The organism is Bradyrhizobium valentinum, from assembly GCF_001440405.1.
Lineage (GTDB): Bacteria > Pseudomonadota > Alphaproteobacteria > Rhizobiales > Xanthobacteraceae > Bradyrhizobium > Bradyrhizobium valentinum.
In genome coordinates, this window is the sequence record NZ_LLXX01000001.1 from 35187 (window position 1) to 57370 (window position 22184).

Below are 22184 nucleotides of genomic sequence, written 5' to 3' on the forward strand. Positions count from 1 at the left end.
ACAACGGACTCTGGCCACCTGCGCGAGAAACTACGCGGGTATGGGCGCTCTGCGGTCACGAGCAGTCTAGGGCGCGTCAATATAGAGTGCCGTCCAGCGCTTTCATGTGACGACCCAGGAACAACGGTGCTATTTCTCTTTGGGCTTCGCGGCTTCCCTAGCTAATCGCTCAGCCCGCAATCGTTCGTAGTTCTTTTGGAAGGCTTCCTGCGCTTTTTCGTATTCAGTTAGCGCCCCTCGCTTATGTGCTTGCAGAAAAGCCTTTTCCGCCGGTCGTTGCGCGGGATCTTTCGTTATTTTGTCGATCATGGGATCCTCGACTGCATTATCGACGCCGCTGCTTGCGGCTAGCAGATGCCCGAACGTTTTTGATTTTGGCCGTGCGCTGCGACGCTGGCCGCGTTTTGCGGAATTGCGTTTTACGTTTCCGCTCGGGTTGCGGGTCGTAGACAGGCTCGGGTTGCGTGTTACCAACCGGCTGGGGTTGCGTATTGCGGACCGCCTCGGCCAGCATCTCGAGCAGCTCGGCCTTCGTCTTCTTATCGCTCATAGATCACCTCCGTGACCGATAAGACGACGGTAGCGCGGCCACAGTGCCCCGCAAGAAAAACCGCTGATTAAGATTGCTGGTTAAGTTTAATGGCGGTGGCTTCACAGGGAAGAGCACACGTCGAACATTCGCTGCCTGACGTGTGCTTTTTGACGCGGTTAGGACATTGCTGCTTGGCTTCGTTGGGACGCTTACATCCGGTCGGACCGCGACGGTCGTGATCGGAGATGCGAGGGCCTTCGGGAAGAAATCAGAAAGTTCAGCCGCAACTAGGATCGCGGCGCGGAGAATCCCCTAATTCTCCGTGCTGCACCATTACGTCGGTCGTGATCTCGAAGAACTTCCACGGCGCAGCCGCCTGCCCGAATTTGGAGCGGGCGACGACAACCGAAACTAGCGAAGTTCACTCTAAACCTGGGGCGGCAGTCCTAATCGAACCCGTCTCCGCCGATAGTCTCCCGAAAAACGGGAATATTCGCGAAAGAGGCCGGAGACTTTCGGCGATTTCCGCCTCAAGACCGGCGAACCGGAAGTGCAGAGACCAAATCGAATACGCGAAAAGCCCGGATTTCCGGCCCATTCTCGCGTCTCTCGGGAAGCTTGGTCGAACGCAGGAATGGCTGGCTGAGGCGGAAGGATTCGAACCACGATATAGCGAGTTAAGAAATCAGACGCTGTCGCCTGTCCGAGAGAAGCGGAAGTACCTCGTTCCGATGAAGTTCATAAGTGGTTCCAAACGTTCGAATTTCGAGAACCGTACCGAAAGGACGGAGTCCAGAGCTTCGGAGAGAAACGGGCCTTTCGGAGAACAATAGGCGAGCTCTGCCGACCGGAAGTCCGGATCTCAAATGAGAAATCGCTGCTGTTACTGGGCTTGTTTGCCCGGGAGTTAACCCGGAGAATACGCAGCCTTTAGCAAGCTGGCGGGGGGAGAGGGATTCGAACTCGCGGTACGGTTATCCGATTATGCGCGTGCAGACTTGCGGCCGCCTCCGCGAATGTCATCGCACGTGGCGACTCGGTGGCGATTCTTCATGGTCAGAGCGGGCTACGTGCATCGCCTCTAACGCCGAAAAATTCGACAATCAAAAGCCGCGGCAGCTTCTCTCCTTTTTGTTCGCCGTTGCGCCCAATCGTACGATGAGTTTATAGCCGCCGTTCCACTTTCGGCCTCACCTCAGCATGATGCTCGGGATGATCAACACGTCCGACCTTTTCTCGATTGGCGAAAACACAAGTGCATGTACCTCGTCTGGTCGCAGGTAACCTGAGCGCGAATGCTGGGGACAAGCTCGAATGACAGTACGCAAGTCGGACAACTTGCTGCGGGGCGATCGGACGCCTGCCTATGTCGACCGGGAAACCGGAGCCGCCGAATTGCTAATTTCGACAGACACTTGGGATCAATGGGTGAAGGAAGGCCGCCTGCCCCGACCGTGCGACACGTTCCCTTCGGGCACTCCCCGCTGGCGCTGGGAAGACGTAGACCGTAAACTCTCCGGCCGGACGGCATCGGACACCACCGATGCGGCCATGCGTGGAGCGTTGAGATTTGGCCAGAAAAAGGGAAACCGGCGTGACGCTGCCTGAAGGGGTAGAGACCAAAACCATCCGCAAAAAAAGCGGAAAGGCCTACACCTACTATTATTGGAATCCCGGAAGAAACACCGACCGCGAGGGCGAGCGGATCAAATTGCCCGATGCGATCAAGCACCCGGCACGGTTTTTCGCCGAAGTCGAGCGGCGCCGGAACTCGACTCCTACCAGTTATCCGGCCGGCTCGATCGGCGATCTCATCACCCGATACCGCGCAAGCGACGAATTCAAACGGCTCTCCGAAGGCACACAATCTAATTACGGAGTGCACATGCGCCGCTTCGAGGCGCACGATACTTGGGGCATGGTGGCGGTTCGCGACCTGGCGCCGATCACGGTCCAGACCGCACGCGACGCGATGAAAGAAACCGCGGTGATGGCAAACCAGATGCTGTCGGTCGGCCGCACTATCTGGGATTGGGCGATTCCGCTGGACCTCGCCAAATTCAATCCGTTCGACAAGGTGAAATACTTCGACATCCCAGACCGCGGGCATGTGCCGTGGCCGTCATGGGTGATCGACTATGTCCGAACGCAAGCTTGGCCGGATCTGGTCCGCATGATGCGGCTCGGGGTGATGACCTGCCAGCGCGGCAGCGATCTCATCAGGATGGGGCCCGAGCACCGCGACCGCAACGGCCTCTGGTGTCGCCCGCTCAAGACCAGAAAGCGCCGCAGGTCCTTTCACATTCCTCTCGCGGCCGCCGACGCGCTCGAGATCGACCGGTGGGCCGAGACGCCGGTAACCTTCACGAATTCACGCTGGCTGAAGCCGATCGACCGCTTCCGCGAAGACCTTTATCTTTATTCGCCGAAGGGCGCGCAATACACCGCTGACGGCCTGCGCGCGCGTTGGGGTCGCTGGCTTGCCGACACCCCGGAAGGCCGGGAGATATGTCGCCGCTGGAAAGAATGGGTTGCCGCCCAGGTCAAGAAATACGATTGGGACATCGAGCCCGACGACGCTGACCATCCGACCATCCACGGCCTGCGCGGCACCGGCATCCTAGCGCGCGCCGAGCAAGGCTACGAGGTCGACCAGATCGCCAACGACATCGGCATGTCCAGGCAGAACGTCGAGCACTACATGCGCTTCAAGGATCAGATGCAGGTCGCGGCCCAAGGGCAAAAACGGCTTCGGCTCGTCTCGAAGGAGGACTAGACCGCGAACGTTTGGACGGCTATATCACCGCTGCCAGACGCTTGATTTGGAAAACTCCTTGGCGATCTTGGAAAACTTCCGGAAAAAGTGCTGTAAAATCAGCCACTTCGGTGGGGAATGGTGTAACGGTAGCACAACAGACTCTGACTCTGTTTGTCTAGGTTCGAATCCTAGTTCCCCAGCCACCACCGCGCTACAGGCCTGAGCATCTTGAGATTTTTCGGTTCGGCATCCGCCTCTTGCCGAGACACCGTAAAAATGCTCCCACAATGCTCCCACATCACAAAAAAGCGCGGCGTCTTCTACTACCGTCGGCGCATCCCAAATACCCACACTGGTGAGATTGTTCTGTCGCTGCGGACGCGGGTCTTCCGCGTGGCAGAGTGTCTTGCGGACGGTCTGGACCAAGAGTTCAGGAGGCTCATTCAAGGCGTGACGACGGACGACAAGACGGACCTTCCAACCATCCTGCGTACCTACCTCAAGCAGCGATTAGACCACGACATGTGGCGACGGGCGGACACGCCACACGCTCCTATGTTTGGCTCGCCTGTGCCGGGCAAGTCGCACGCAAGCGTGGACCTTGAGTGGATTGAGCACGAACTTGCGGTAGCTCGCGGAGAGTTGGCAGCAAGGGCGTACAACCAACAGCGCCCTCTGATTGACGAGGTGATGGAGGCTCATAAGGTCCCAGAGCAGTACCGCAACGCGCTCGCTCACGGTATCCTTCAGGCGAACGTGGAGATGTGGGAAACCGTACGGCGGCGAACGCTCGGCGAGTTCACTCCAATTCGCGAGGCCCCCTTACGGGCTGATGTACGCAGTGCGGCGGCGGTTGAGGCCCCGACCGGAGCAACGCTCACCGAGGTACTGCCAGCATTTCTAGACTACGCTCAGAAAGACAAGGGTTGGCGCGGACAAACCCTCGCGCAGAATAAGGCCAGCTATCGAATGTTTGAGCAATGCTGCGGCGACAAGCCCGTCGCAGCCTACGTCAAGACCGATCTGACCAAGTTCTACGATCTGCTTAGGGCGCTGCCGCAACTGTACTCGAAGAGCAAGGAATGGGCCGGCCTGACGCTTGAGCAGATCGCCGAGCAGACGAAGGGGCAGGACATCCAGCGGCTGACCATGACGACCGTTAAGCGCCACTTCTCCGCACTCGGCGTTTTCTTCGCATACCTGAAGCGGCGCGGAGAGTACCCTGGAGAAAATCCGGCTTACGGCTTCGAGTTTCCGACCAAGGGGCGTGCGCGGCATGGGCGCGATATGTGGGAAGGGGAGCCGCTCGCCCGGCTGTTCGCTTCACCCGTATGGACGGGCTGCTTATCCAAAGATCGGCGCTCGCGACCCGGTTCATTGATCATTCGCGACGACAAGTTCTGGCTTCCGCTTTTGGGCCTCTATCATGGCAATCGGCTAGAGGAGTTCGCACAGTTGCACCGCAGCGATGTCCGGTATGAGGATGGCATCTGGTACATGGACATCAACGCTGAAGACCAGAAGCAGCTGAAGAATGAGCAATCGAAGCGCCGCGTGCCTGTCCACCCTTACGTTCAAGGGCTCGGGTTCATCGAATACGTCAAGAGCGTTGCCCCCGAACCGGGAGATCGGATTTTTCCGCGGCTTCGACCCGGCGGACCCGACAAGAAGTTCGGCTACTTCTTCACGAAGTGGTGGACGCAGTATCGCAAGAACATCGGCGTCTACAACAAAAAGCTGGACTACCACTCCTTCCGTGGAGGCGTAACGACCAAGCTGTCCGCCGCCAACATCTCACTCGACGTACGGAATGAACTGCTCGGGCACGAAGGGCAGAGCATCGACCAGCAGAATTACCTCAAGGGCCTCCCCTTGCGCATGCTTGCTGACGCCATCGCCTGCGTTAATTGGCCGGAGGTTCAGATTGCCCGCGTCGCGCCCGGCAGGAACCTAAAGGACAGCTCGTGTCCAGCGGCGTCGAGTGGGTCATCCGATGTCGCTTGAGAAACAAGCGAAGCCGATCCTCGAACTCATCCGTTACGCGCGAGGATTGGACCAGCAGGGCAAGAGGAAGGCGACGCGGTATGAGCTGATCGCATCACGCAAGAAGGCTGCAGAGAGCATGGGAAAGCGGATTGACACCAAGCAGGCAGAGCGGGAGATAGACAACGCTCGCCGCCGCGTCCGCAAAGCCGCCGACAAGGCTGAAGAGACCTTGCGTCATATCGTCAATCGCGATGCGCTTTGGGATTGGACCGACCCCGACCGAGCGATACGGGAGATGAGAACGCGGCACTTTGGTGGTGGGTTCGCTGGCCTGCCGATGACCGACATCGAGGAGGCTCTGAGGCAGAAGGGCAATGTACTGTTCATCATCGCTGTCTACCCGGCCTTGAAGTGGGCCATCCTCGCCCGTTTGCAGCTACGGGGCGTCGATAATGTGCCGTCCGATGCTCCCGGTTCCACCCTCCCCTAACCTCACCCCAAATAGCCGCCGCTTCAATGAACGACAGAGCCACATTCGGCGGTGCTGATGGACCTATGAAGCAAAACGTAAGAGTTCCCGAGGTGGCTCAGGAACCACCGAAGCCAGCCAAGAAACCGAAGCGGGCCCCTCCGCAACGTCATCGCTGGCTGGATCAATGGCTGATCGCAAAAGGTGAGCCGCTGCGTGGATTGGTGGCTTGGGTTGCGGTATGCGTCGAACGCATCGAGAAGCACGAGCAGAAACGTCTGAGGGCCCGCCGCGCCGACGACCAAGCGAAGCACCTCGCTAGCATTGATGCGGTCGTCAGCAATCTCGCTTACGCCGTCCTCATGCCACCGGAAACGGGTCGGTTGGCAATAAGGCTTGGCAATCTCACGAGCGGAATGACGCGGTACGATAATCCCGCGTTAGGCACCAAGCCGCTGCGCAAACTCATCGGGCTGCTTGAGGGTACGGACTTCCTATCGCTGAACTGGAGCCTCCAGCGCGGCGAGGTTTCATCCATCGCACCCACCGCGTGGTTTGTCGGAAAGGTCCGGGAGCATGCGGTTTCGCTTGCTGACTTCGGACGGCATCCTAACGAAGAGGTCATCCTGCTCACGCGCAATACGCGCCCCTCGGCGGAGAACGCAGAACAGGGAACGCACCGGGAGCGCATCGACTACACTGACACCCCCGAGACGCAGGCATATCGGGCCGCGCTGAGGTGGTTGAACAACTTCCTCGCAGGATCAGACATCGGTTTTGTCGATGACGGACTTGAGCCGCGCGTGGACGCCTCCAACCGCGCCCTCACCCGCCGCTTCACTATCCTGCCGGAGCAGCCCGAGCGGTTCGATCAGAATGGCCGCCTGTTTGGCGGCTTCTGGATGAACCTCAAGTCGGGACGACGCGAGAATATCCGGATCAACGGCGAACCCGTGGCGACGCTCGACTACAGCTCCATGTTCACGCGGCTTGCGTATGCCCGACTGCGCGCCACGCCTCCCGTTGGCGATCTCTATGCCGTCGATGGAGCGGAGGGCCACCGCAGCGGGATCAAGATGGCCATGAACGTCTTCCTCTTCGACGCGCACTCGCGGCGCACAAAGTGGCCTCGGGAGTTGGGCGTCGGCGTCGGCAGTGATCCGGATGCCCTGGCCGACCCGAGTTCCGCGGCCGCCCTCTTCGAGGCTCGGCTTCCAGCGGGCTGGACCGTCGGTAGAACCAAGAAGGCGATCCTCAAGCGCCACCCGGTCCTCAAGGAGGCGTGGGGTAAGGCGCTGGGCTACCAGCTCATGTTCGAGGAGAGCCGCATCCTACTCAGGGCGCTCAACGCTCTGATGGACGCAAGCATCCCGGCTCTGGCTCTTCATGACGGCCTATTGGTGCAGACATCCAGATCAGCCGCGGCCAAGCTGTTCATGGAACAAGCCGCTTGTGAGATCGCGGGCATGGACATCCCGGTAACTGCGAAGGACTGACGCTTACGGGTCTTGTAGGTGGAGGGAAGCAGCGGAGAGGGGTTGAGTGAACTAGTATTGAGGGTACCCCCCATGATGACCGACCCCCTCCTACCCCCCAAGGTACCCTTAATGATAAGACGAGAGGACATGTGAAGAATGACGAAGAGCTGGACCAGAAGGCGGCATCGCAAGGAGAACGTGAAGGGCCGTGCCGCTGAGCCCAGCCACATGTTCAAGAACTGCCGGGTCGTCGGGTGCAAGCATCCGGCTCGGGCCGGGACGCAGGACGGACTGGACACTCGTTTCTGCAGGTCACATGCCGACCACTATGCCCGGCACGGAAGCCCCTACAAGCGCAGCTACAGTGCCGCTGAGATCAATCCTTATCGCCGTGCAGCGGTCGAGTGGCTGCTCGCTAACAAGTCCGACCGGTGGGTCGCTAATTCCATTCAGCGGGTCGCTACCCTGTACACCAACGCAGGTCCTCACGAGGAAGCGTTCCGGCTGCGTGGACTGCCGCCAAGGGAGCGAGCAACGAAAGCGTGGGCTCGCCTTCGCAAGCACGATATTGACCCGCTCCTTGTGGTCAGTGTGTGGCTTGCGGTCGAGATGATGGTTCGCGACGACATACAGGGCGTCGATACTGTCGAGTTCAAGCGTGTACAGGCCGCAAAGGTCGTGCATCGCCTCGCTTCGGGTACGCACAAACGCTGGGCGCAAGGGGTCGGGGGCGCGAAGGAGTTGCATGTGTATCCCGCGAGCAGAGGCAATGTCCTGCGCTACATCGGCAAGGATGTTCAGGGTGCTGCGGAACTGCTGTACGCGAATGCGAAGGACTTGCCGACCGCGAACATCGAGAAGGCCAACGCTTCCGCGCGACCTACACCGCGACGGATTAAGGTACGTCGGAGGCAGCGCAAAGGCTAAGCGATAGCTGCAAGACCAGCGTCACGAAGCTCTTGGATGGCGTAAGTGACAAGAAAGTCACTCGTGTTGGGTTCAAGCCAGAACAATGCCTGCGTGGGGTGATTGATGGGGAAGACCCGGTAAGCCGAGCGCAGCCCCATGATGTCGGCCATGTTCTGACTGTGATTGTGGGCGGAACCGTTGCGAATGACTTGCAGCGCCTTCGCACTCGCGTGGCTCGACGAGAATGCGGCCAACATCTGCTGATGATTTGTGGGTTTCAATCCGACAAGCACTCGCGTCAACACGTCAACATCTCCCCAAGTTGGCTCCCAGCGCAACACGCTATTCGGCGCTCCCCAATACGGCGGATTGGCCTTGTTCTTCACTCGTATGGCTGCGCCAGATACGTGGGCATCGCTGAGAGCATCAGGTAGCGCGGCAATGACGTTTCCGGCTGTCGAGACGGTGCCTACGCAAGAACCTACGACGCAGGTACGAGCGAAAATACCCCATGCCTGCCACACCCGCGACAGCAACCCCTCCAGCATGCACTCGTCGAGAAGCGTAAATCGGTGCGAGGCATCCAGTGGCGATCTCTTCGCAGCAAATGTCCGCAGCTCGCCCGAGAGCAAGTTCAGTTCCGCATCGAGCTGTGTCCAAGCCGCTGCGAGCGTCATTGCTGCTACACAAACTTTCCGTCGAGTGCTTCGCAGAGCCATCTGATACGAATGACGCGTTGGTTTGCGCGATTGCCGCCTTCCGAAGCAGCTTGAACGTATTCCCCGAACGTCCCGAAATCCTTGCCTTCATGTGCCGCTGCAAGCCGCTGCAAGGAGATCAGCGCACGCTCGCGGTCCTCAAAGAATGAACCCGTGGGCGCGATCCCGGTTGCCTCCTGTGCACCTAGCAAACCGTACCGGCGATGTAATAACGCGCAGATCAGCGAGTGGAAGATGTGCGGTCTGGTAATGTACGTACCCTGCACCTCCGACAGATCAGAGAGCACCACGTCAAAGACGCTTGAGAGTTGATCGTTCATCAAGTCGCGCTTCGTAAAAGAACCATCATACTCATACTTCTTGTACAGGTTGCTCAACTTCATCGGGCTCGTGCTGACGATGCCTTCCTCGATAGCAAGAGCGAGGTCGGCAACAAACTCCGCGTCCGCCATGCGCAGGATTTGTCTGCTCGACAGGATCTTCCAATCGACCAACACCGAACCGAAGCGATCGAGGAACGTGTTGACCCAGTCCTTGAACTCGCCGAAGAACTCGCTGTGGCGCTTCTCCGGTGCGTTGAGCGGCAAAGTGTACGCATTCATCCGCCGAAACATCTGCAGTATCTCGGCAGGAGTAGCGTTGCGGATCACGTCGACGGACACCGTGTAGGAGTAGAACGCGAGCTGCTGATCCTCTGTAAGCTGCTCGAACTTTTTACCGTCAAGACCCTCCGCGTTCTTGCCGAGCGGAAATTTGTTGTCCACGAACTCTGCTATCGTGCTCATCCGCTGCTGGCCGTCGACTATTTCCCGCCGCGGCCTCTTCGTCTTCATGTCCACTCGTTCGTGGAAGTAGATTTTGGGAAACGGAAACTCCTTCAGAATGGTGTCGATGAAGTAGCTCTTCGCGGACTGCGGCCACAGTCCCGCTCCCCGTTGATAGTTTTTGTTCGGAACCAGCTCCGCACGTCTGTACCAATCCACCAGCTCGGCGATCGAATACTTTCCCTCCTCAACCTTCATGTCTTAGTCCTGTTCTACTGGGTGTGTTCACAGCCCCTGTGAACATTGCCATGGCGGGCGTGTTACGGCTCCGTTGCCGCCTGGATAGTCGGTAAAAATCTTCTAAACGTAGGCTCAAAAGGGAAAGCAGGCGACATCCCCCCTGCCCCCCCTCAACCCCGACAAGGTGCATGGCGTATCGTCACCCGTCAGCTTGCCGCCTTCTCCATGCCCGGAGCCTTCCCCAGCAACTGTATGATGTTCGACGTTCCTTCGGACGCGTGCTTCGTAAAGCCAGTTTCCTGAGGCGAAAACATGCAGGCTGAGGCATGCGTGAGGATGATGTCCTTCTGGCTCTCTTCCTTGGCAGCATTAACAAGGGCCTGAAACGTCAGCAGCGCATTCTGTCGATGACGGTTCACGATGGCATTGTGCGTGTGAGCTAAGAATGTTCTAGAGCAAAGCATGAGCGCGTAGCCCATCACGGCGAGTATCGCTAGTTTGGCCAGCGAGAACTGGACTGCTTCCATCACATCGCCCGGATGGAGGAACGGTATCTTGTATAGAAAGATCGATGCCGCCGCGACGATACCGAGCGCAACCGCTGCGACGATGGTGTAGGTGCGCCAGTCCTTGGCTATCGTGTCGTGGCTATCGGCCTCCGTCTTGAAGTAGACCGCCTGGAACCCGACACCCTGTTCGGCAGCGACCTTCCTGACCTCCGCGAGAACGCGGTTCGCTTCGGTTTCATGCTCGACGAGTTTCTTTGTTAGGCTCGCAGCCTCATCTGCAGCGGCTTGCGACGCGGCGCGAGCTTCCCGCTCAAGACGAGAGAAGTCCTGCCGTGTGCTGGTCGCGAACAAGATTGCAGGACTAAGCTGAGTGAACCACGCCTCGTAATTGTCAGTCAGTTGATTGATCAAGCTCAGCCTGATCTCGGTAGCAGACGCCTGCTGCGCGGAGAACTTCTGCATCTGCTCAAGAATGCTGAACAGCGCGTCAGCGGCACTGCGAACTTGGCTCCGCATTCCCTTCGGTATTTGCGGTAGCAGGTCCAATGGAATGAGAGAGAACAACTGAACTGCGCGATCTGCAGGCTTTACGGCCTCCTCAAACGACAATTCCCGACCGAGGTCATCTCGCCTCGGCAGCTTTGACGTGTCGTAACTTTGCACCCTCGCGAGTGACGCCACTTCCTTCGTAACTTCGTCGTCCGCCATCTGGTCATCTCCTCAACCCCGGACAACTTAGGGCTGAAGTGGAACTTGGACCAGCCGGGTTCAGGCTCCTTCCACCGTCAAGTGCGGTGTCCGCTGAGGTATAGGCTTGCGGTCACTGCGAACAGCGTCCCAATGCCGTCCGTTAGGGTTGACTTTGATCAACGGACATGATTATCTGCGGTCATCACCCTTACGGACACAGGAGCAGACGTTGGCTACCATCTTCTACGCGCGGGTCTCGACCGTCGATCAGAACATCGAACATCAGCAGGCACAGGCCGAAGCAGCGGGCTTCAAGATCGATCGCGTCGTTGCGGACCATGGCGTGTCCGGCGTGAGCACGCTGTTCTCAGAACGACCGAACGGGAAGCGGCTGTTCGACATGCTCCGTGGGGGCGACACACTGCTGGTGCGGTGGGTTGATCGCCTAGGCCGCAACTACAGCGATGTGCGGGATACCATTCAAGAGTTCATGCGACGCGGCGTTGTCGTTCGCACGGTCATCAATGGCCTGACCTTCGATGGGGCAACCCAGGACCCGATGCAGCAGGCTGTCCGTGACGCGCTGATTGGCTTTCTCGCAGCGACCGCGCAGGCCAATGCCGAGGCGATCAAAGAAGCCCAACGCGGTGGCATCGCCCTCGCCAAGGCGAAGGACAGCGAGACCAAGTATCGGGGCCGGAAGCCTAGTTTCTCGCGGACCCAGTTCACGGCCGCTTGGGACATGCTCAATCAAGACGTTGGCGTGGCGAGCATTGCAAAGGCTACTGGGCTCAGCCGCCAGTCGATCTACCGCATAAAGGATGATCCCGCTGGAGCCGAGTTGGCCATGAAAAGCTGGGGCATCTAGCCTTCCGTTTGATGAGATGGCGTAAAGGGATTTGTTCAGCTAGAAACGGACCTGTAGGCGCGAGGTGCCAGTCTTTGTTCACGGTGGGGGATCAGTGGCGACCGATTTGCAGGGTTTCTCGCGGACGTTGTTTGCCGCCGCTGATCAACTTTGGACCAACAGTGCGCTGCGGCCGGACCAGTACGCCCAGCCGGTGCTGGCGCTTATCGCCCTGCGGCAGATGGAGGCCAGGTTCGAGGCGGTTCATGCCGAGCTGGCTCCACAATACAAGGGCCGACTAAAGCCCGCCCCAGCCGATTATCAGGCGAAAGGCGCAGTCTTCCTGCCCGAGAATGCCCGCTTCTCGCGGCTCCTCGCGCTGCCCGGCACGGCGGACCTAGGGGCCGAACTGAACGCCGCCATGAAGGGCATCGCGGATACCAACCCCGACCTCGCGGGAGCGTTGCCTCAGGGCTACGCAGGCTTGCCGAACGACGTATTGTCGGAGTTGCTGCGCCTCCTCGCGCCGTTGAAGATCGAGGGCGACGCCTATGGGCTCATCTTCGAGTACTTCATGGGCCAGTTCGCATCATCGTTCATGCAGAAGGGCGGCGAGTATTTCACGCCAGCTTCTATCGTGAAGCTCATCGTCGAGGTCATCGAGCCCTACCACGGGACGATCTTCGATCCGGCCTGCGGTTCGGGCGGCATGTTTGTACACTCGGCAGAGTTCGTGCGCCGTCATCACAAGTCTCCGTCCAAGGAGATCAGCGTCTACGGCGTCGAAAAGATGAACGACACACTGCGTCTCTGTCGCATGAACCTCGCGGTCCATGGTCTCTCTGGCGATCTGCGTGAGGCCAACAGCTACTACGATGACCCGCACAAACTCATCGGCCGCTTCGATTTTGTCATGGCCAATCCTCCCTTCAACCAGTCGGAGGTGGACCGCGCAAAGCTCGTAAACGCGGTTGGCAAGGTGGACGCGCGGTTTCCGTTTGGGCTGCCCACGGTCAACAACGCCAACTACATCTGGATCAGCCTATTCTACGCCGCACTGAACCCGACCGGCCGCGCTGGCTTCGTCATGGCCAACAGTGCCTCGGACGCAAACGGTAGCGAGCGGGAGTTGCGACGGCACCTTATCGAGACGGGAGCTGTGGATTGTATTGTCGCTGTCGGCCCTAACATGTTCTTCACGGTCACCCTGCCGGTGACCTTGTGGTTCCTCGACAAAGGCAAGGCGAAAGGTCCACGCGGTGACAAGGTGCTGTTCGTCGATGCGCGTCATCTCTTCCGGCAGGTAACGCGGGCACATCGCACGTTCGACGCAGATCATGTTGAGTTCCTTGGAAATATCGTTCGATGCTGGCGTGGCGAGAAGGTGGAAGCCGAAGCTGGCAGCGCACCACGAATGGCCGACACGTTTCCTAATGGCAAGTATCGCGACGTGCTGGGGCTTTGCAAGATTGCATCGCGCGAAGAAATCAAGGCGCAGGACTGGAGCTTGAACCCCGGCCGTTATGTCGGCGTCGCGCCGGGTCAAGCGTACGATGACATTGAGTTCAAGGAGAAACTGGGCGCTTTGCAGGAGGAGCTGGAAGGACTTGACGCCGCGGCAACACAATTACAAACGCGCATAGCGCAAAACGTTGCGGTGTTGCTCAATGGTTGAGTTTTCAGCGAGTTGGCGTCTCGTTCGCCTCGACGAGCTCGGTACGGTCGAGCGCGGTCGTTCGCGTCATCGACCGCGAGATGATCCGTCGCTGTATGGCGGAAAACATCCATTCGTTCAAACGGGCGACGTGAAGGCGGCGGGTCTCAAGCTCCGTCAATACACCCAGACGTATAGCGATGTTGGGTTAGCGCAGTCACGTTTATGGCCACCCGGTACCCTATGCATCACCATTGCCGCAAATATCTGCGACACAACTATTCTCGCCATTCCCGCTTGCTTCCCTGATAGTATCGTTGGCTTTACGGCAACTCCTGAAGTCGCAGAGGTGGTGTTCGTCAAATATGCGCTGGATCACGCCAAGCAGAGGTTCAGTGGTATCTCAAGAGGCGCAACGCAAGACAACTTAAGCGTCGAGAAATTGCTATCACAACAACTACACGTTCCGCCCCTAGAGGATCAGCGCCGCATCGCCTCGATACTCGGAGCATATGACGAACTCATCGACGTGAACCGGCGGCGGATTGCGCTGCTAGAAGAGATGGCGCGACGACTATTTGAAGAATGGTTCGTCCACTTCCGCTTTCCGGGACACGAAGGTCACTCAATAGTTGAAACACCAGACGGACCACTGCCGAAAGAGTGGAGTTTTCGTCCGCTAGAGGAGATGTTGGTCCTCCAACGTGGCTTCGATTTGCCGACTACAGCCAGGACACCCGGACAATACCCCGTGATTGCTGCCTCTGGTGTCCATGGAAACCATAGGGAAGCGAAGGTGTGCGGACCGGGGATTGTGACCGGAAGGTCGGGGACCATTGGAAAGGTCCTTCTTGTTCATGAAGATCATTGGCCACTAAACACAACGTTGTACGTTAAAGAGTTTCGTCTAGCGTCGCCCGCATATGGCCTGCACTTACTGCGTCGCCTCGACCTAGGCACCCGCAGCGGCGGTGCGGCCGTACCCACGCTAAATCGCAATCACTTGCACCGTCTCTTGATTGCCTGTCCCCCGCCCGAACTCATCTCACTGTATGAACAAAATGCGATGGAGCAGCTCAAAGCTGTTCGCTTGATTGAACGGCAAAACGGTATTCTAGCCGCGTCTCGCGACCTCCTATTACCACGGCTGATCTCAGGGGAACTCCTCGTCTCAGTCGCCGAGCGTGAATTGGAGGCCGTCGCCTGATGTTGCCGGCGGCCCCCCACAAGTCGCTCTCGGGCGTCATTACCAGCGAAGACAAGCTGGTGGAAAAACCCGGCCTTGATTTGCTGGTGGAATTAGGCTGGACCCACGCCGATTTGTTCGCTGAGGACCCGGGGTCAACGAACCCGACCGGCCGTCTGTCCTTCCGTGAGCTCGTGCTCCCCAAGCGTCTCCGGGCCGCGCTCCGCACCCTCAATCCACCGCTGCCGGACGAGGCGTTGCAGCAAGCTGAGATTACGCTGACGGCTGATCGCTCTGCCATGTTGCCCGTGGCGGCGAACCGCGAGGTGTATAGGCTGCTGCGCGACGGCGTTGCGGTGCAGGTTCGACGGCCCGACGGCTCCCTCAAGGATGAGCGGGTAGCTATCATCGACTGGACTAAACCTGCAACAAACGACTTCCTCGTTGCCTCGCAGGTTTGGATTGAAAGTAACCTCTATAAGCGGCGTCCTGACGCGATTGGTTTCGTTAACGGCATCCCACTTCTGCTCATCGAGTGGAAAGACCTCACGCAGCCTGTGCAGGAAGCCTACGAGGCCAACCTGCGGGACTATCGCGACACCATTCCACGCCTGTTCGATTTCAACGGTTTCATCATTCTGTCGAACGGACTGGAAGCCCTAATGGGCGCGAGCCATGCGCCATTCGACAGCTTTGCACCATGGAAACGGCTGGAGGAGAACGGCCCCGAGAGCGTGGCGCTGGAAACAATGCTGCGGGCCACCTGCGAGCCCTCACGCTTCCTCGATCTGATCGAGAACTTCCTGCTGTTCGACGATGCGCGTGGCGGGCTGCGCAAGGTCGTTGGCAAGTATCATCAGGTGCTCGGCGTGAACCGCGCCATCGAGGCAGTGGACCAGATCAGCGACAATCGAGGCCGTCTTGGCGTGTTCTGGCACACGCAGGGCAGCGGCAAGAGCCTCTCGATGGTGATGTTCGCCGAGAAGGTACTACGGCGGCTCGGCGGCAACTGGACCTTCGTCATCATCACCGACCGACAAGAGCTGGACGAGCAGATCGCAGGGACCTTCGCCTCCGTCGGTGCGCTCACCAAGCTCGTCAAGGATTGTCAGGCCCAGAGCCGAGCCCATTTGCGCGAGTTGCTGACTGGCCAGGAACGCTATGTTTTTACGTTGATCCACAAGTTCTCGACCGCTGACCGCGAGCCCATGCCGGTGCTGTCAGAGCGTGACGACATCATCGTCATCACCGACGAGGCCCACCGCAGCCAGTATGATCAGCTCGCCGCAAACATGCGCCGGGCGCTTCCGAACGCGGCGTTCATTGGCTTTACGGGAACTCCTCTCATCGCCGGACAGGAGGAGCGGACACGCGAGGTCTTCGGCGATTACGTCTCCGTCTACAACTTCGCGCAGTCCATCGCCGATGGCGCGACAGTGCCGCTCTACTACGAGGCACGAAAGCCCGAGCTGCAACTCGCAGCGGACGAGTTGAAGGACGAGTTGGATGCGCTGCTCGATGATGCCGCACTGGATGAGGAGCAGGAGAAGAAGCTCCAGCAAACATTCGGCAAGCAGTATCACCTGATCACCCGCAATGACCGGCTGGACGAGATTGCAACGGACCTCGTGCGGCACTTCTCGGCGAGGGGCTATCTCGGCAAGGCCATGTTCGTAGCCATCGACAAGGCGACCGCCGTGCGGATGCACGACAAGGTGCGGACGGCATGGGCGGCCGAACTGGCATCGCGGGAAGAGCAATTCGCAAAGGCTCCCGAGGAGGTACGGGCTCGCCTCGCCGAACGGCTCGACTGGATGCGATCCGTGGACATGGCCGTTGTGGTCAGCCAGTCGCAGAACGAGATTGATGACTTGAAGCAGAAGGGGCTCGACATCCTGCCCCACCGCGAACGGATGCAGACGGAGGACCTTGAGAGCAAGTTCAAGGACCCTGACGACCCGCTTCGGCTGGTGTTCGTGTGCGCCATGTGGATCACCGGCTTCGACGTGCCGACGTGCAGCACGGTCTATCTCGACAAGCCGATGAAGAACCATACGCTGATGCAGACCATCGCGCGAGCCAACCGCCGGGCACCGGGCAAGAGCGCGGGCGTCATCGTGGATTATGTTGGCGTGTTCCAAAACCTCCAGAAGGCGCTCGCCATCTACGCCCAGAAAGGAAGCGACAGCGCCCCGATCAGGGATAAGGACGAACTAGTTGCCGAACTTGAGAAGGCGCTCGCAGAAGCCCGCGCATTCTGTGCGACTGTCGGAGTGGATGTGGACCCGATCTTCAACGCGGAGAAGCTCGCAAGGCTCACCCTCATTAGTCAGGCGGTGGAAGCCCTCGTCGCGCCGGACGAGCGGCGGCGCGGCTTCTTCCGTGTCGCTAGCGCAGCGGCGCGGGCCTACAAGGCGCTACTACCCGATGAACGGGCAGCTCCCTACCTAAAGCCGGTGGCGACCCTGCACGTTCTCGCCGAGGCGGTACGAGGCAAGCTCGGACCCGTGGACATCTCTGCCGTCGCGGCCAAGATCGAGGCGCTGCTGGACGAGAAGATCGAAGGCGTGGCGATCACTGTGCCGATCATAGAGGGCGACGAAGCGGCCGGCCGCGTCGATCTGTCCGCCATCGACTTCGACAAGCTCGCCAAGCTGTTCGCCAGCCGACCGCGAACCGCCGCCGAGAAGTTGCGCTCGGAGGTGGAGGCAAAGGCGCACGACATGGCCGCCCGCAATCCGACGCGTGTCCACCTTGTCGAGAAGCTAGAGAAGCTCGTCGAACAGTATAATCTTGGCACGCTCGGCGTTGAAGTATTCTTCGAGGCGCTCAAGGCGCTCGTCGGGGAGATGGAGGACGAGGAACGCCGCGCTGCCCGCGAGGGTCTCAACGAAGACGAACTGGCTGTATTCGATCTACTCACCAAGCCTGAGCCGAAGCTCTCTAAGGCGCAGGCAACGGAAGTAAAGAAAGTAGCTCGGGATTTGCTGGAAAAGTTGCAGGAACAGCTTGCGGTCGCCGAATGGCAGACGAAGCAGCAGACACGAGCCACCGTTCAGAGCACCATCCGGTTCACCTTGAATGAGTTGCCCGAGGAGCCCTACCCTGAACCCGTGTGGAACGAAAAGGTGGACGCAGTGTGGTCGTTCATCTTCGCGAGGAGGCAGACACGTGGTGGGGATGCCGCGCACCGCTCGCTCGACCCGTTCTCTTAAAATGAAAACAACGAATTGCTGCAAATAAACCTGTGAATGAGAGGAACTTCCGATGCAGGTAGGGCGCGACGATACGATTGCAGGCTTGCGCTTGATGCACGTGCGGGACTTTCTGAGATGGGCAGGCGACAACTCGGTTCGGCCTGACGCCATCGACGAGTATTTTAAGGTTGATCCCGCGAGAGCACGAGAGATCGAACAGGCGTTGCTCGACGCTGGCTATCTGGAGAAAGAGGAAGCCAAATTCACGAACGAAAGCGGCACATGGTATGTAGCAGGCGGTCTGGGCAGACAGCTATGCAACGCGAAGTTCGTTCGTAGGATAACCCGTGACGAGGCCGAAAAGTTAGTTGTCAGTTTTCTTGAACGTGTGAAGGGCGTTAATGAGCGCGATGAACTGACCCACCGCGTTGAAGAGGTCCGCGTCTTTGGCAGCTATCTTGGCGGTAAGTCCGACCTCGGCGATGTCGATCTCGCCGTGGCGTTCGAACCGCGTCGCCCTACCCACGTTGAAGAAAGTCTGCTTCGGGCAGAACAGTCCGGCAAAAGAATAAATAACTACCTTGGGAGGCTGTTCTACGGGCAGCACGAGGTTAAGAAGTTGCTCAAGCACCGCAGTCCGTATCTCTCGATCCATGAGGTTGGCGAGTTGGAAAAGCTGGGTACGAATTTTAAGGTCTTGTTCCGCCGTCAGGCAGAAAGCAATGACTGCGCATGACTGATCACCGAGACGGTACCATCAATGTCTTCGCGAAGTGGACCGTGCAAGATCGGCAGTTCTCGCTCCAAAAATTAGCAGGTGGCGCTGTCTTGACGATATCTGATGGCCGACAATTAGAGCTGACCCACTCCGAGTGGTCAAAACTGGGCAAAGCCCTTAAAAAATTAGGTGAGGGTTCCGACCCAAAGCATGCCGTCAATAACGGCGCCAAATGGACCAAAGAACAGGATGATCAATTAAAAACTCGATGGGAGGCTCGCATCCCCCTTCGAGGTATTGCCGCTGAGTTTGAGCGAACGCAAGGCGCCATAACGGCTCGGCTTGTTCGGCTTGGCTTAGCGGTAGACAGCGACGATGTGCGCAAGAAACTTACCTGAGATTGCATTTCCCGTAGAAACTGGGGCTATTGACGGGCTCCCACAATGCTCCCACATTGCAGTCACCGGACCCGAATTTTCCGAATGATCAGAGTGTTAGCGGCGGATGTGAGCGTATCCTAGTTCCCCAGCCAAGCCGGATGCCCCGGCGAATTTAGGCCTCCGCCGCCCTCTCCACCCGACGCCGCTGCGGTAGCTTCTGCAATCAGATTAAAGGGTTGCCGGAACGTCGTGGTGACCTCGCCATTTTTCCAGATCGAGTTCGATAGTACGAAATTCAGAAGCCGTCGCTGTTCCTGGGTTTCTTGTTTTGCAAAGAGCCTTTGCGCGCCATGCGCGAGCTCAATCAGTTGCGCACCCTCTTCGAGATACGAACGGTCGGCCACCTGGTGACGCGCAATCTCCCGAGCAATCTTGTCCTGCTCGGTCCGCCATTGCTCAGACATCTGGGTATAGAACGAGCCGTCTACCCGTCCGTCGAGTTTATCGACATACATCGCATGGAGACGGTGGCGCAGCCGATCGTATTCGCCCTGCAGACGGCCGATGGCGGCCTCATGTTGCTTCTGCTCGTCCGCATGGCTTTCAAGCAGTGCCGTGCTCACCCACGACAGGACCTCGTGGCCAAAGGAGAGCCGCCCAAGAAGGGCGGAAAATTGTTCGCTGACCACCTCTTCCCGAACATAGGGTTCGGGGCATTTCCCCTTATACCCAGTGCAGTGATAGTACACGTAGCGCTTCTTCTTAAGTTCGCCTACCAGGGCGCAACCGCAATGTCCGCACTTGATCAGTCCGGAGAATGCAAAGTCTCGCTTGGTTTTGCGCCCGCACTTACTCGCATGGCGTCCATCGAGCACCCCTTGGACTCGCTCCCATAGCTCACGCGACACAAGCGGATGATGGCGGCCAACATATCGACGACCGTTCCAATCGAAATCACCTGTATAGAGACGGTTGCGCAAGATAGCGTGAAGGTTGCTCGTCGGCAGCGGCCCACCGGTCCGTCGAGAGACGAGTCCCGCCGACTGCGCCTCGGCTGCAAGCTGTTTCAACGAAAGAGTACCCGTCGCGTACCAGCCAAAGAGGTGTGTGATCGTCCCGGCAAATTTGGGATCTGGCTCGATGATCTTTTTGCCATTGAGGCTGGTAACGTTGCGATACCCAAGAGGCGCTTTTGAAGGCCAAATTCCTTGTTCCGCTTTTTCGAGCTGGCCCTTACGCGCTTCTTCTGAGAGATTGTCGATGTAGTTCTTCGCCATCAGTACCTTGATGCCGTGCACGAACTTTTCCGAGGATTTGGAATCGCGCGAGAGAACGACGCCTTCTTTGACGAGATGAATTTCGACATCAAGCTCGTCGAGCGTCACCCAATCCTTGAGATTACGATAAAGGCGGTCGGTCTTCTCAACCAAAACGATCCGTATACTTCTGTGCGACTTTAGATAGCGCACCATCTCTTCGAAATTTGTCCTGCCAGTATGCTTGGCGGTCTCGACATCAACATACTCCTGCACAATGATCAGTCGGTTCGTCTGCGCGTAACCGCCAAGCAGCTTTTGCTGGGCAGGAATCGAAAAACCTTCCTTGTCCTGTTCTTTCGACGAGACGCGCGCGTAGGCAATCGCTTTCGCCGCGTCGCCAACGGCAGTGATCCCGCTTCGTGTTTGCTTCTTCATGAGGCCTACCCTACGCCCGCGTTTGGAGGACGTAGGATCAGTTTGCCGACGCCCGATTCCGGGCGCAACGAAATTCTTTAATTGTAAAGCGAGTCACACTTAGGACTCGTCAGCGTTCTTCTTGGCCCGGTCGACACGGTCCCACTCTTGAAGAATGCGAAAGAAGCCAGTCATATTCTCGATGATCTCACGGCCGTCCTCGCGGGTAAGCTGCCGCTTTGTCCGCGGCTGCCAGATTGCAATCGTCTGATCGATGAAATCTCCGCATTCGACGGATGCGGCCGGCGCATTGTTTCGGCTACTCAGCCTTTGAGGTTTGCTGTCCATTGCCATGACGTAGTCTCGGGCCAAGAACGACGCACATTCAACCGAAATCAAGAATCAGCTTGGCAATGAAGTCAGCGTTGATCCAACGCTTCGAGGGGTAAATCACACACGCCGCAACATGAGTGTAGTTGGGGAAACGCCTCAATGGAGCGTGAGGGACATGATGAAATTAGATCACGCAGCCGACCGATCCGGAGCGCGATCACATGCTTGTCGGCGCGAGCACTCTACTGCGATCGATTCGTGTCCGGGGCGGATCTGGATACATTTGCAAAGCGTCAATGCATCGGGGATGACGTTGCAGACTCAGCGCTTGCTCAATGCAGTAAACCATCAGCCGACCTCACGTCGTGACATCCAGTTGTTGCCGACTTTCATATAGACCGTTTCACCGCGCCCGATGCGATCCGAAGCGCCGCCTCTTCCTGTCGAGGATCTCCTCCTTCAGTTTTGTGAGCTTCTCGTGGAGCCTCGTCACCTTCGCGGCCAGCGCCTCCGTCGGCTCCTGCCTGTCGGCCGTGTCAAGTTGGCTCAGATAGCGCGCGACGCTCTCCTCCAGTTGGGCACGCCGCCGTTCCACCTTCGCCCGTGTGAAGTTCTTGTCCCGGTTGTTCACAGCTTTGAACTTGCTGCCATCGATCGCGACGCTCGCCGTCGCGAGAAGGCCCATCTCACGGCAAAGCTCGACGAAGCGCGCACATACCTGGCGCAGCGCCAGGCCATTGTCTTTGCGGAAGCCTGCAATCGTCTTGTGGTCAGGGTCAACGATCGGGATAGGGGGACGTCTCGCGACGCCACCCCTCCCACACCACCGGGCATACGGGTCCGTACCACGGCGGTTCGATCGAGTTAAGCCGGCACAGGCATGAAGATTCGGGGGAGACCAAGAGAGTCGAATACATGATTTCGTAGGGCGTGTTGAACCGCCGGGTGTCCGGACATGCGCCAGAGTCCCGTCGGTGAACCGGCAGCGACCGATGCGGCGAACTTCGCGATGCCGAGGCGGCGAAGCTCCGTGAATCGGTTATGGCCGTTCCGCCATTGTCGCCAGAGATACAAACGCAGTCTCCGGCGGATCCAGGCTTCCAGGTTCGTTAGCACGCGCGGGGTCTGGCAGAAGCCGAAGT

At 58.5% G+C, this 22184-nt stretch carries 20 protein-coding genes, 1 tRNA gene and 1 pseudogene; 13 read left to right on the forward strand and 9 right to left on the reverse strand.

Going from position 1 to position 22184, the window contains the following annotated elements:
- Positions 1 to 129 precede the first annotated feature (129 nt).
- Positions 130 to 309, reverse strand: a complete 180-nt coding sequence (locus CP49_RS00185) for a hypothetical protein (protein WP_057848288.1) — start codon at positions 307 to 309, stop codon at positions 130 to 132.
- Between the two features lie 16 nt (positions 310 to 325).
- Positions 326 to 550, reverse strand: a complete 225-nt coding sequence (locus tag CP49_RS00190) for a hypothetical protein (protein ID WP_057848289.1) — start codon at positions 548 to 550, stop codon at positions 326 to 328.
- A 1296-nt stretch (positions 551 to 1846) separates the two neighbouring features.
- On the opposite strand from CP49_RS00190, the gene CP49_RS44190 reads away from it, so the two are divergent.
- From CP49_RS44190 to CP49_RS00220, 7 genes are all read left to right on the forward strand, one after another.
- Positions 1847 to 2140 carry a hypothetical protein gene (locus CP49_RS44190; protein ID WP_156437894.1) on the forward strand — a complete coding sequence of 98 codons (294 nt, stop codon included), beginning with the start codon at positions 1847 to 1849 and terminating at the stop codon, positions 2138 to 2140.
- Positions 2127 to 3308 (forward strand): site-specific integrase, encoded by a 1182-nt coding sequence (locus CP49_RS00195; RefSeq protein WP_057848290.1) that lies wholly within the window; start codon positions 2127 to 2129, stop codon positions 3306 to 3308. Before CP49_RS44190 ends, CP49_RS00195 begins: the two co-directional genes overlap by 14 nt.
- Before the next feature lie 111 nt (positions 3309 to 3419).
- Positions 3420 to 3493 (forward strand) — tRNA-Gln (locus tag CP49_RS00200).
- 73 nt (positions 3494 to 3566) lie between these two features.
- The gene (locus CP49_RS00205; RefSeq protein ID WP_057848291.1) at positions 3567 to 5294 is read left to right on the forward strand and encodes a site-specific integrase; all 1728 of its coding nucleotides are present in this window, start codon (positions 3567 to 3569) and stop codon (positions 5292 to 5294) included.
- Positions 5284 to 5766, forward strand: coding sequence for a hypothetical protein (locus CP49_RS00210; protein WP_057848292.1), 483 nt, complete (start codon positions 5284 to 5286; stop codon positions 5764 to 5766). Before CP49_RS00205 ends, CP49_RS00210 begins: the two co-directional genes overlap by 11 nt.
- 65 nt (positions 5767 to 5831) lie before the next feature.
- Positions 5832 to 7241: a hypothetical protein gene (locus tag CP49_RS00215; protein WP_156437896.1), complete on the forward strand. Its 1410-nt coding sequence runs from the start codon at positions 5832 to 5834 to the stop codon at positions 7239 to 7241.
- Between the two features lie 138 nt (positions 7242 to 7379).
- Positions 7380 to 8150, forward strand: a complete 771-nt coding sequence (locus CP49_RS00220) for a hypothetical protein (RefSeq protein WP_063791598.1) — start codon at positions 7380 to 7382, stop codon at positions 8148 to 8150.
- Here the strand turns inward: CP49_RS00220 and CP49_RS00225 are convergent.
- From CP49_RS00225 to CP49_RS00235, 3 genes are all read right to left on the reverse strand, one after another.
- Complete coding sequence (locus tag CP49_RS00225; protein ID WP_057848294.1) at positions 8147 to 8809, reverse strand: hypothetical protein; 663 nt, start codon at positions 8807 to 8809, stop codon at positions 8147 to 8149. The genes CP49_RS00220 and CP49_RS00225 overlap by 4 nt on opposite strands.
- A 5-nt stretch (positions 8810 to 8814) precedes the next feature.
- Positions 8815 to 9873 (reverse strand): DUF262 domain-containing protein, encoded by a 1059-nt coding sequence (locus CP49_RS00230; protein ID WP_057848295.1) that lies wholly within the window; start codon positions 9871 to 9873, stop codon positions 8815 to 8817.
- A 188-nt stretch (positions 9874 to 10061) separates the two neighbouring features.
- The gene (locus CP49_RS00235) at positions 10062 to 11072 is read right to left on the reverse strand and encodes a hypothetical protein (protein ID WP_057848296.1); all 1011 of its coding nucleotides are present in this window, start codon (positions 11070 to 11072) and stop codon (positions 10062 to 10064) included.
- A gap of 211 nt (positions 11073 to 11283) precedes the next feature.
- Between CP49_RS00235 and CP49_RS00240 the strand changes: the two genes are divergently transcribed.
- From CP49_RS00240 to CP49_RS00265, 6 genes are all read left to right on the forward strand, one after another.
- Positions 11284 to 11922, forward strand: coding sequence for a recombinase family protein (locus CP49_RS00240; RefSeq protein ID WP_057848307.1), 639 nt, complete (start codon positions 11284 to 11286; stop codon positions 11920 to 11922).
- 94 nt (positions 11923 to 12016) lie between these two features.
- On the forward strand, positions 12017 to 13576 hold the full coding sequence (locus tag CP49_RS00245) for a type I restriction-modification system subunit M (protein ID WP_057848297.1): 1560 nt from the start codon (positions 12017 to 12019) through the stop codon (positions 13574 to 13576).
- Entirely contained in the window at positions 13569 to 14762 is a 1194-nt protein-coding gene (locus CP49_RS00250; protein WP_057848298.1) for a restriction endonuclease subunit S, read from the forward strand. Before CP49_RS00245 ends, CP49_RS00250 begins: the two co-directional genes overlap by 8 nt.
- Positions 14762 to 17956 (forward strand): type I restriction endonuclease subunit R, encoded by a 3195-nt coding sequence (locus CP49_RS00255; protein WP_057848299.1) that lies wholly within the window; start codon positions 14762 to 14764, stop codon positions 17954 to 17956. Before CP49_RS00250 ends, CP49_RS00255 begins: the two co-directional genes overlap by 1 nt.
- A gap of 52 nt (positions 17957 to 18008) precedes the next feature.
- Entirely contained in the window at positions 18009 to 18674 is a 666-nt protein-coding gene (locus CP49_RS00260; protein WP_057848300.1) for a hypothetical protein, read from the forward strand.
- Positions 18671 to 19054: a hypothetical protein gene (locus tag CP49_RS00265; RefSeq protein ID WP_057848301.1), complete on the forward strand. Its 384-nt coding sequence runs from the start codon at positions 18671 to 18673 to the stop codon at positions 19052 to 19054. Before CP49_RS00260 ends, CP49_RS00265 begins: the two co-directional genes overlap by 4 nt.
- Before the next feature lie 119 nt (positions 19055 to 19173).
- Here the strand turns inward: CP49_RS00265 and CP49_RS00270 are convergent, their stop codons facing one another.
- The 4 genes and pseudogenes from CP49_RS00270 to CP49_RS49095 all read right to left on the reverse strand — a co-directional run bounded on the left by CP49_RS00270 (position 19174) and on the right by CP49_RS49095 (position 22158).
- Positions 19174 to 20730: a recombinase family protein gene (locus tag CP49_RS00270; protein ID WP_057848302.1), complete on the reverse strand. Its 1557-nt coding sequence runs from the start codon at positions 20728 to 20730 to the stop codon at positions 19174 to 19176.
- Positions 20731 to 20829: 99 nt separating this feature from the next.
- Entirely contained in the window at positions 20830 to 21063 is a 234-nt protein-coding gene (locus CP49_RS00275; RefSeq protein ID WP_156437899.1) for a hypothetical protein, read from the reverse strand.
- Positions 21064 to 21487: 424 nt separating this feature from the next.
- Positions 21488 to 21817: pseudogene (locus tag CP49_RS00280) on the reverse strand (transposase); the annotation flags it as partial.
- Between the two features lie 89 nt (positions 21818 to 21906).
- Positions 21907 to 22158: a hypothetical protein gene (locus CP49_RS49095; protein ID WP_420807578.1), complete on the reverse strand. Its 252-nt coding sequence runs from the start codon at positions 22156 to 22158 to the stop codon at positions 21907 to 21909.
- Positions 22159 to 22184: the final 26 nt, after the last annotated feature.

What these genes read in the sequence shown, in the direction of transcription:
- CP49_RS00215 (WP_156437896.1), top strand. Translation starts at nt 5,832, where the DNA reads ATGAAGCAAAACGTAAGAGTTCCCGAGGTGGCTCAGGAACCACCGAAG.
- CP49_RS00275 (WP_156437899.1), bottom strand. Translation starts at nt 21,063, where the DNA reads ATGGCAATGGACAGCAAACCTCAAAGGCTGAGTAGCCGAAACAATGCG.
- CP49_RS00220 (WP_063791598.1), top strand. Translation starts at nt 7,380, where the DNA reads ATGACGAAGAGCTGGACCAGAAGGCGGCATCGCAAGGAGAACGTGAAG.
- CP49_RS44190 (WP_156437894.1), top strand. Translation starts at nt 1,847, where the DNA reads ATGACAGTACGCAAGTCGGACAACTTGCTGCGGGGCGATCGGACGCCT.
- CP49_RS00225 (WP_057848294.1), bottom strand. Translation starts at nt 8,809, where the DNA reads ATGACGCTCGCAGCGGCTTGGACACAGCTCGATGCGGAACTGAACTTG.
- CP49_RS00230 (WP_057848295.1), bottom strand. Translation starts at nt 9,873, where the DNA reads ATGAAGGTTGAGGAGGGAAAGTATTCGATCGCCGAGCTGGTGGATTGG.
- CP49_RS00205 (WP_057848291.1), top strand. Translation starts at nt 3,567, where the DNA reads ATGCTCCCACAATGCTCCCACATCACAAAAAAGCGCGGCGTCTTCTAC.
- CP49_RS00270 (WP_057848302.1), bottom strand. Translation starts at nt 20,730, where the DNA reads ATGAAGAAGCAAACACGAAGCGGGATCACTGCCGTTGGCGACGCGGCG.
- CP49_RS00250 (WP_057848298.1), top strand. Translation starts at nt 13,569, where the DNA reads ATGGTTGAGTTTTCAGCGAGTTGGCGTCTCGTTCGCCTCGACGAGCTC.
- CP49_RS00185 (WP_057848288.1), bottom strand. Translation starts at nt 309, where the DNA reads ATGATCGACAAAATAACGAAAGATCCCGCGCAACGACCGGCGGAAAAG.
- CP49_RS00255 (WP_057848299.1), top strand. Translation starts at nt 14,762, where the DNA reads ATGTTGCCGGCGGCCCCCCACAAGTCGCTCTCGGGCGTCATTACCAGC.
- CP49_RS00260 (WP_057848300.1), top strand. Translation starts at nt 18,009, where the DNA reads ATGCAGGTAGGGCGCGACGATACGATTGCAGGCTTGCGCTTGATGCAC.
- CP49_RS00235 (WP_057848296.1), bottom strand. Translation starts at nt 11,072, where the DNA reads ATGGCGGACGACGAAGTTACGAAGGAAGTGGCGTCACTCGCGAGGGTG.
- CP49_RS00210 (WP_057848292.1), top strand. Translation starts at nt 5,284, where the DNA reads ATGTCGCTTGAGAAACAAGCGAAGCCGATCCTCGAACTCATCCGTTAC.
- CP49_RS00190 (WP_057848289.1), bottom strand. Translation starts at nt 550, where the DNA reads ATGAGCGATAAGAAGACGAAGGCCGAGCTGCTCGAGATGCTGGCCGAG.
- CP49_RS00265 (WP_057848301.1), top strand. Translation starts at nt 18,671, where the DNA reads ATGACTGATCACCGAGACGGTACCATCAATGTCTTCGCGAAGTGGACC.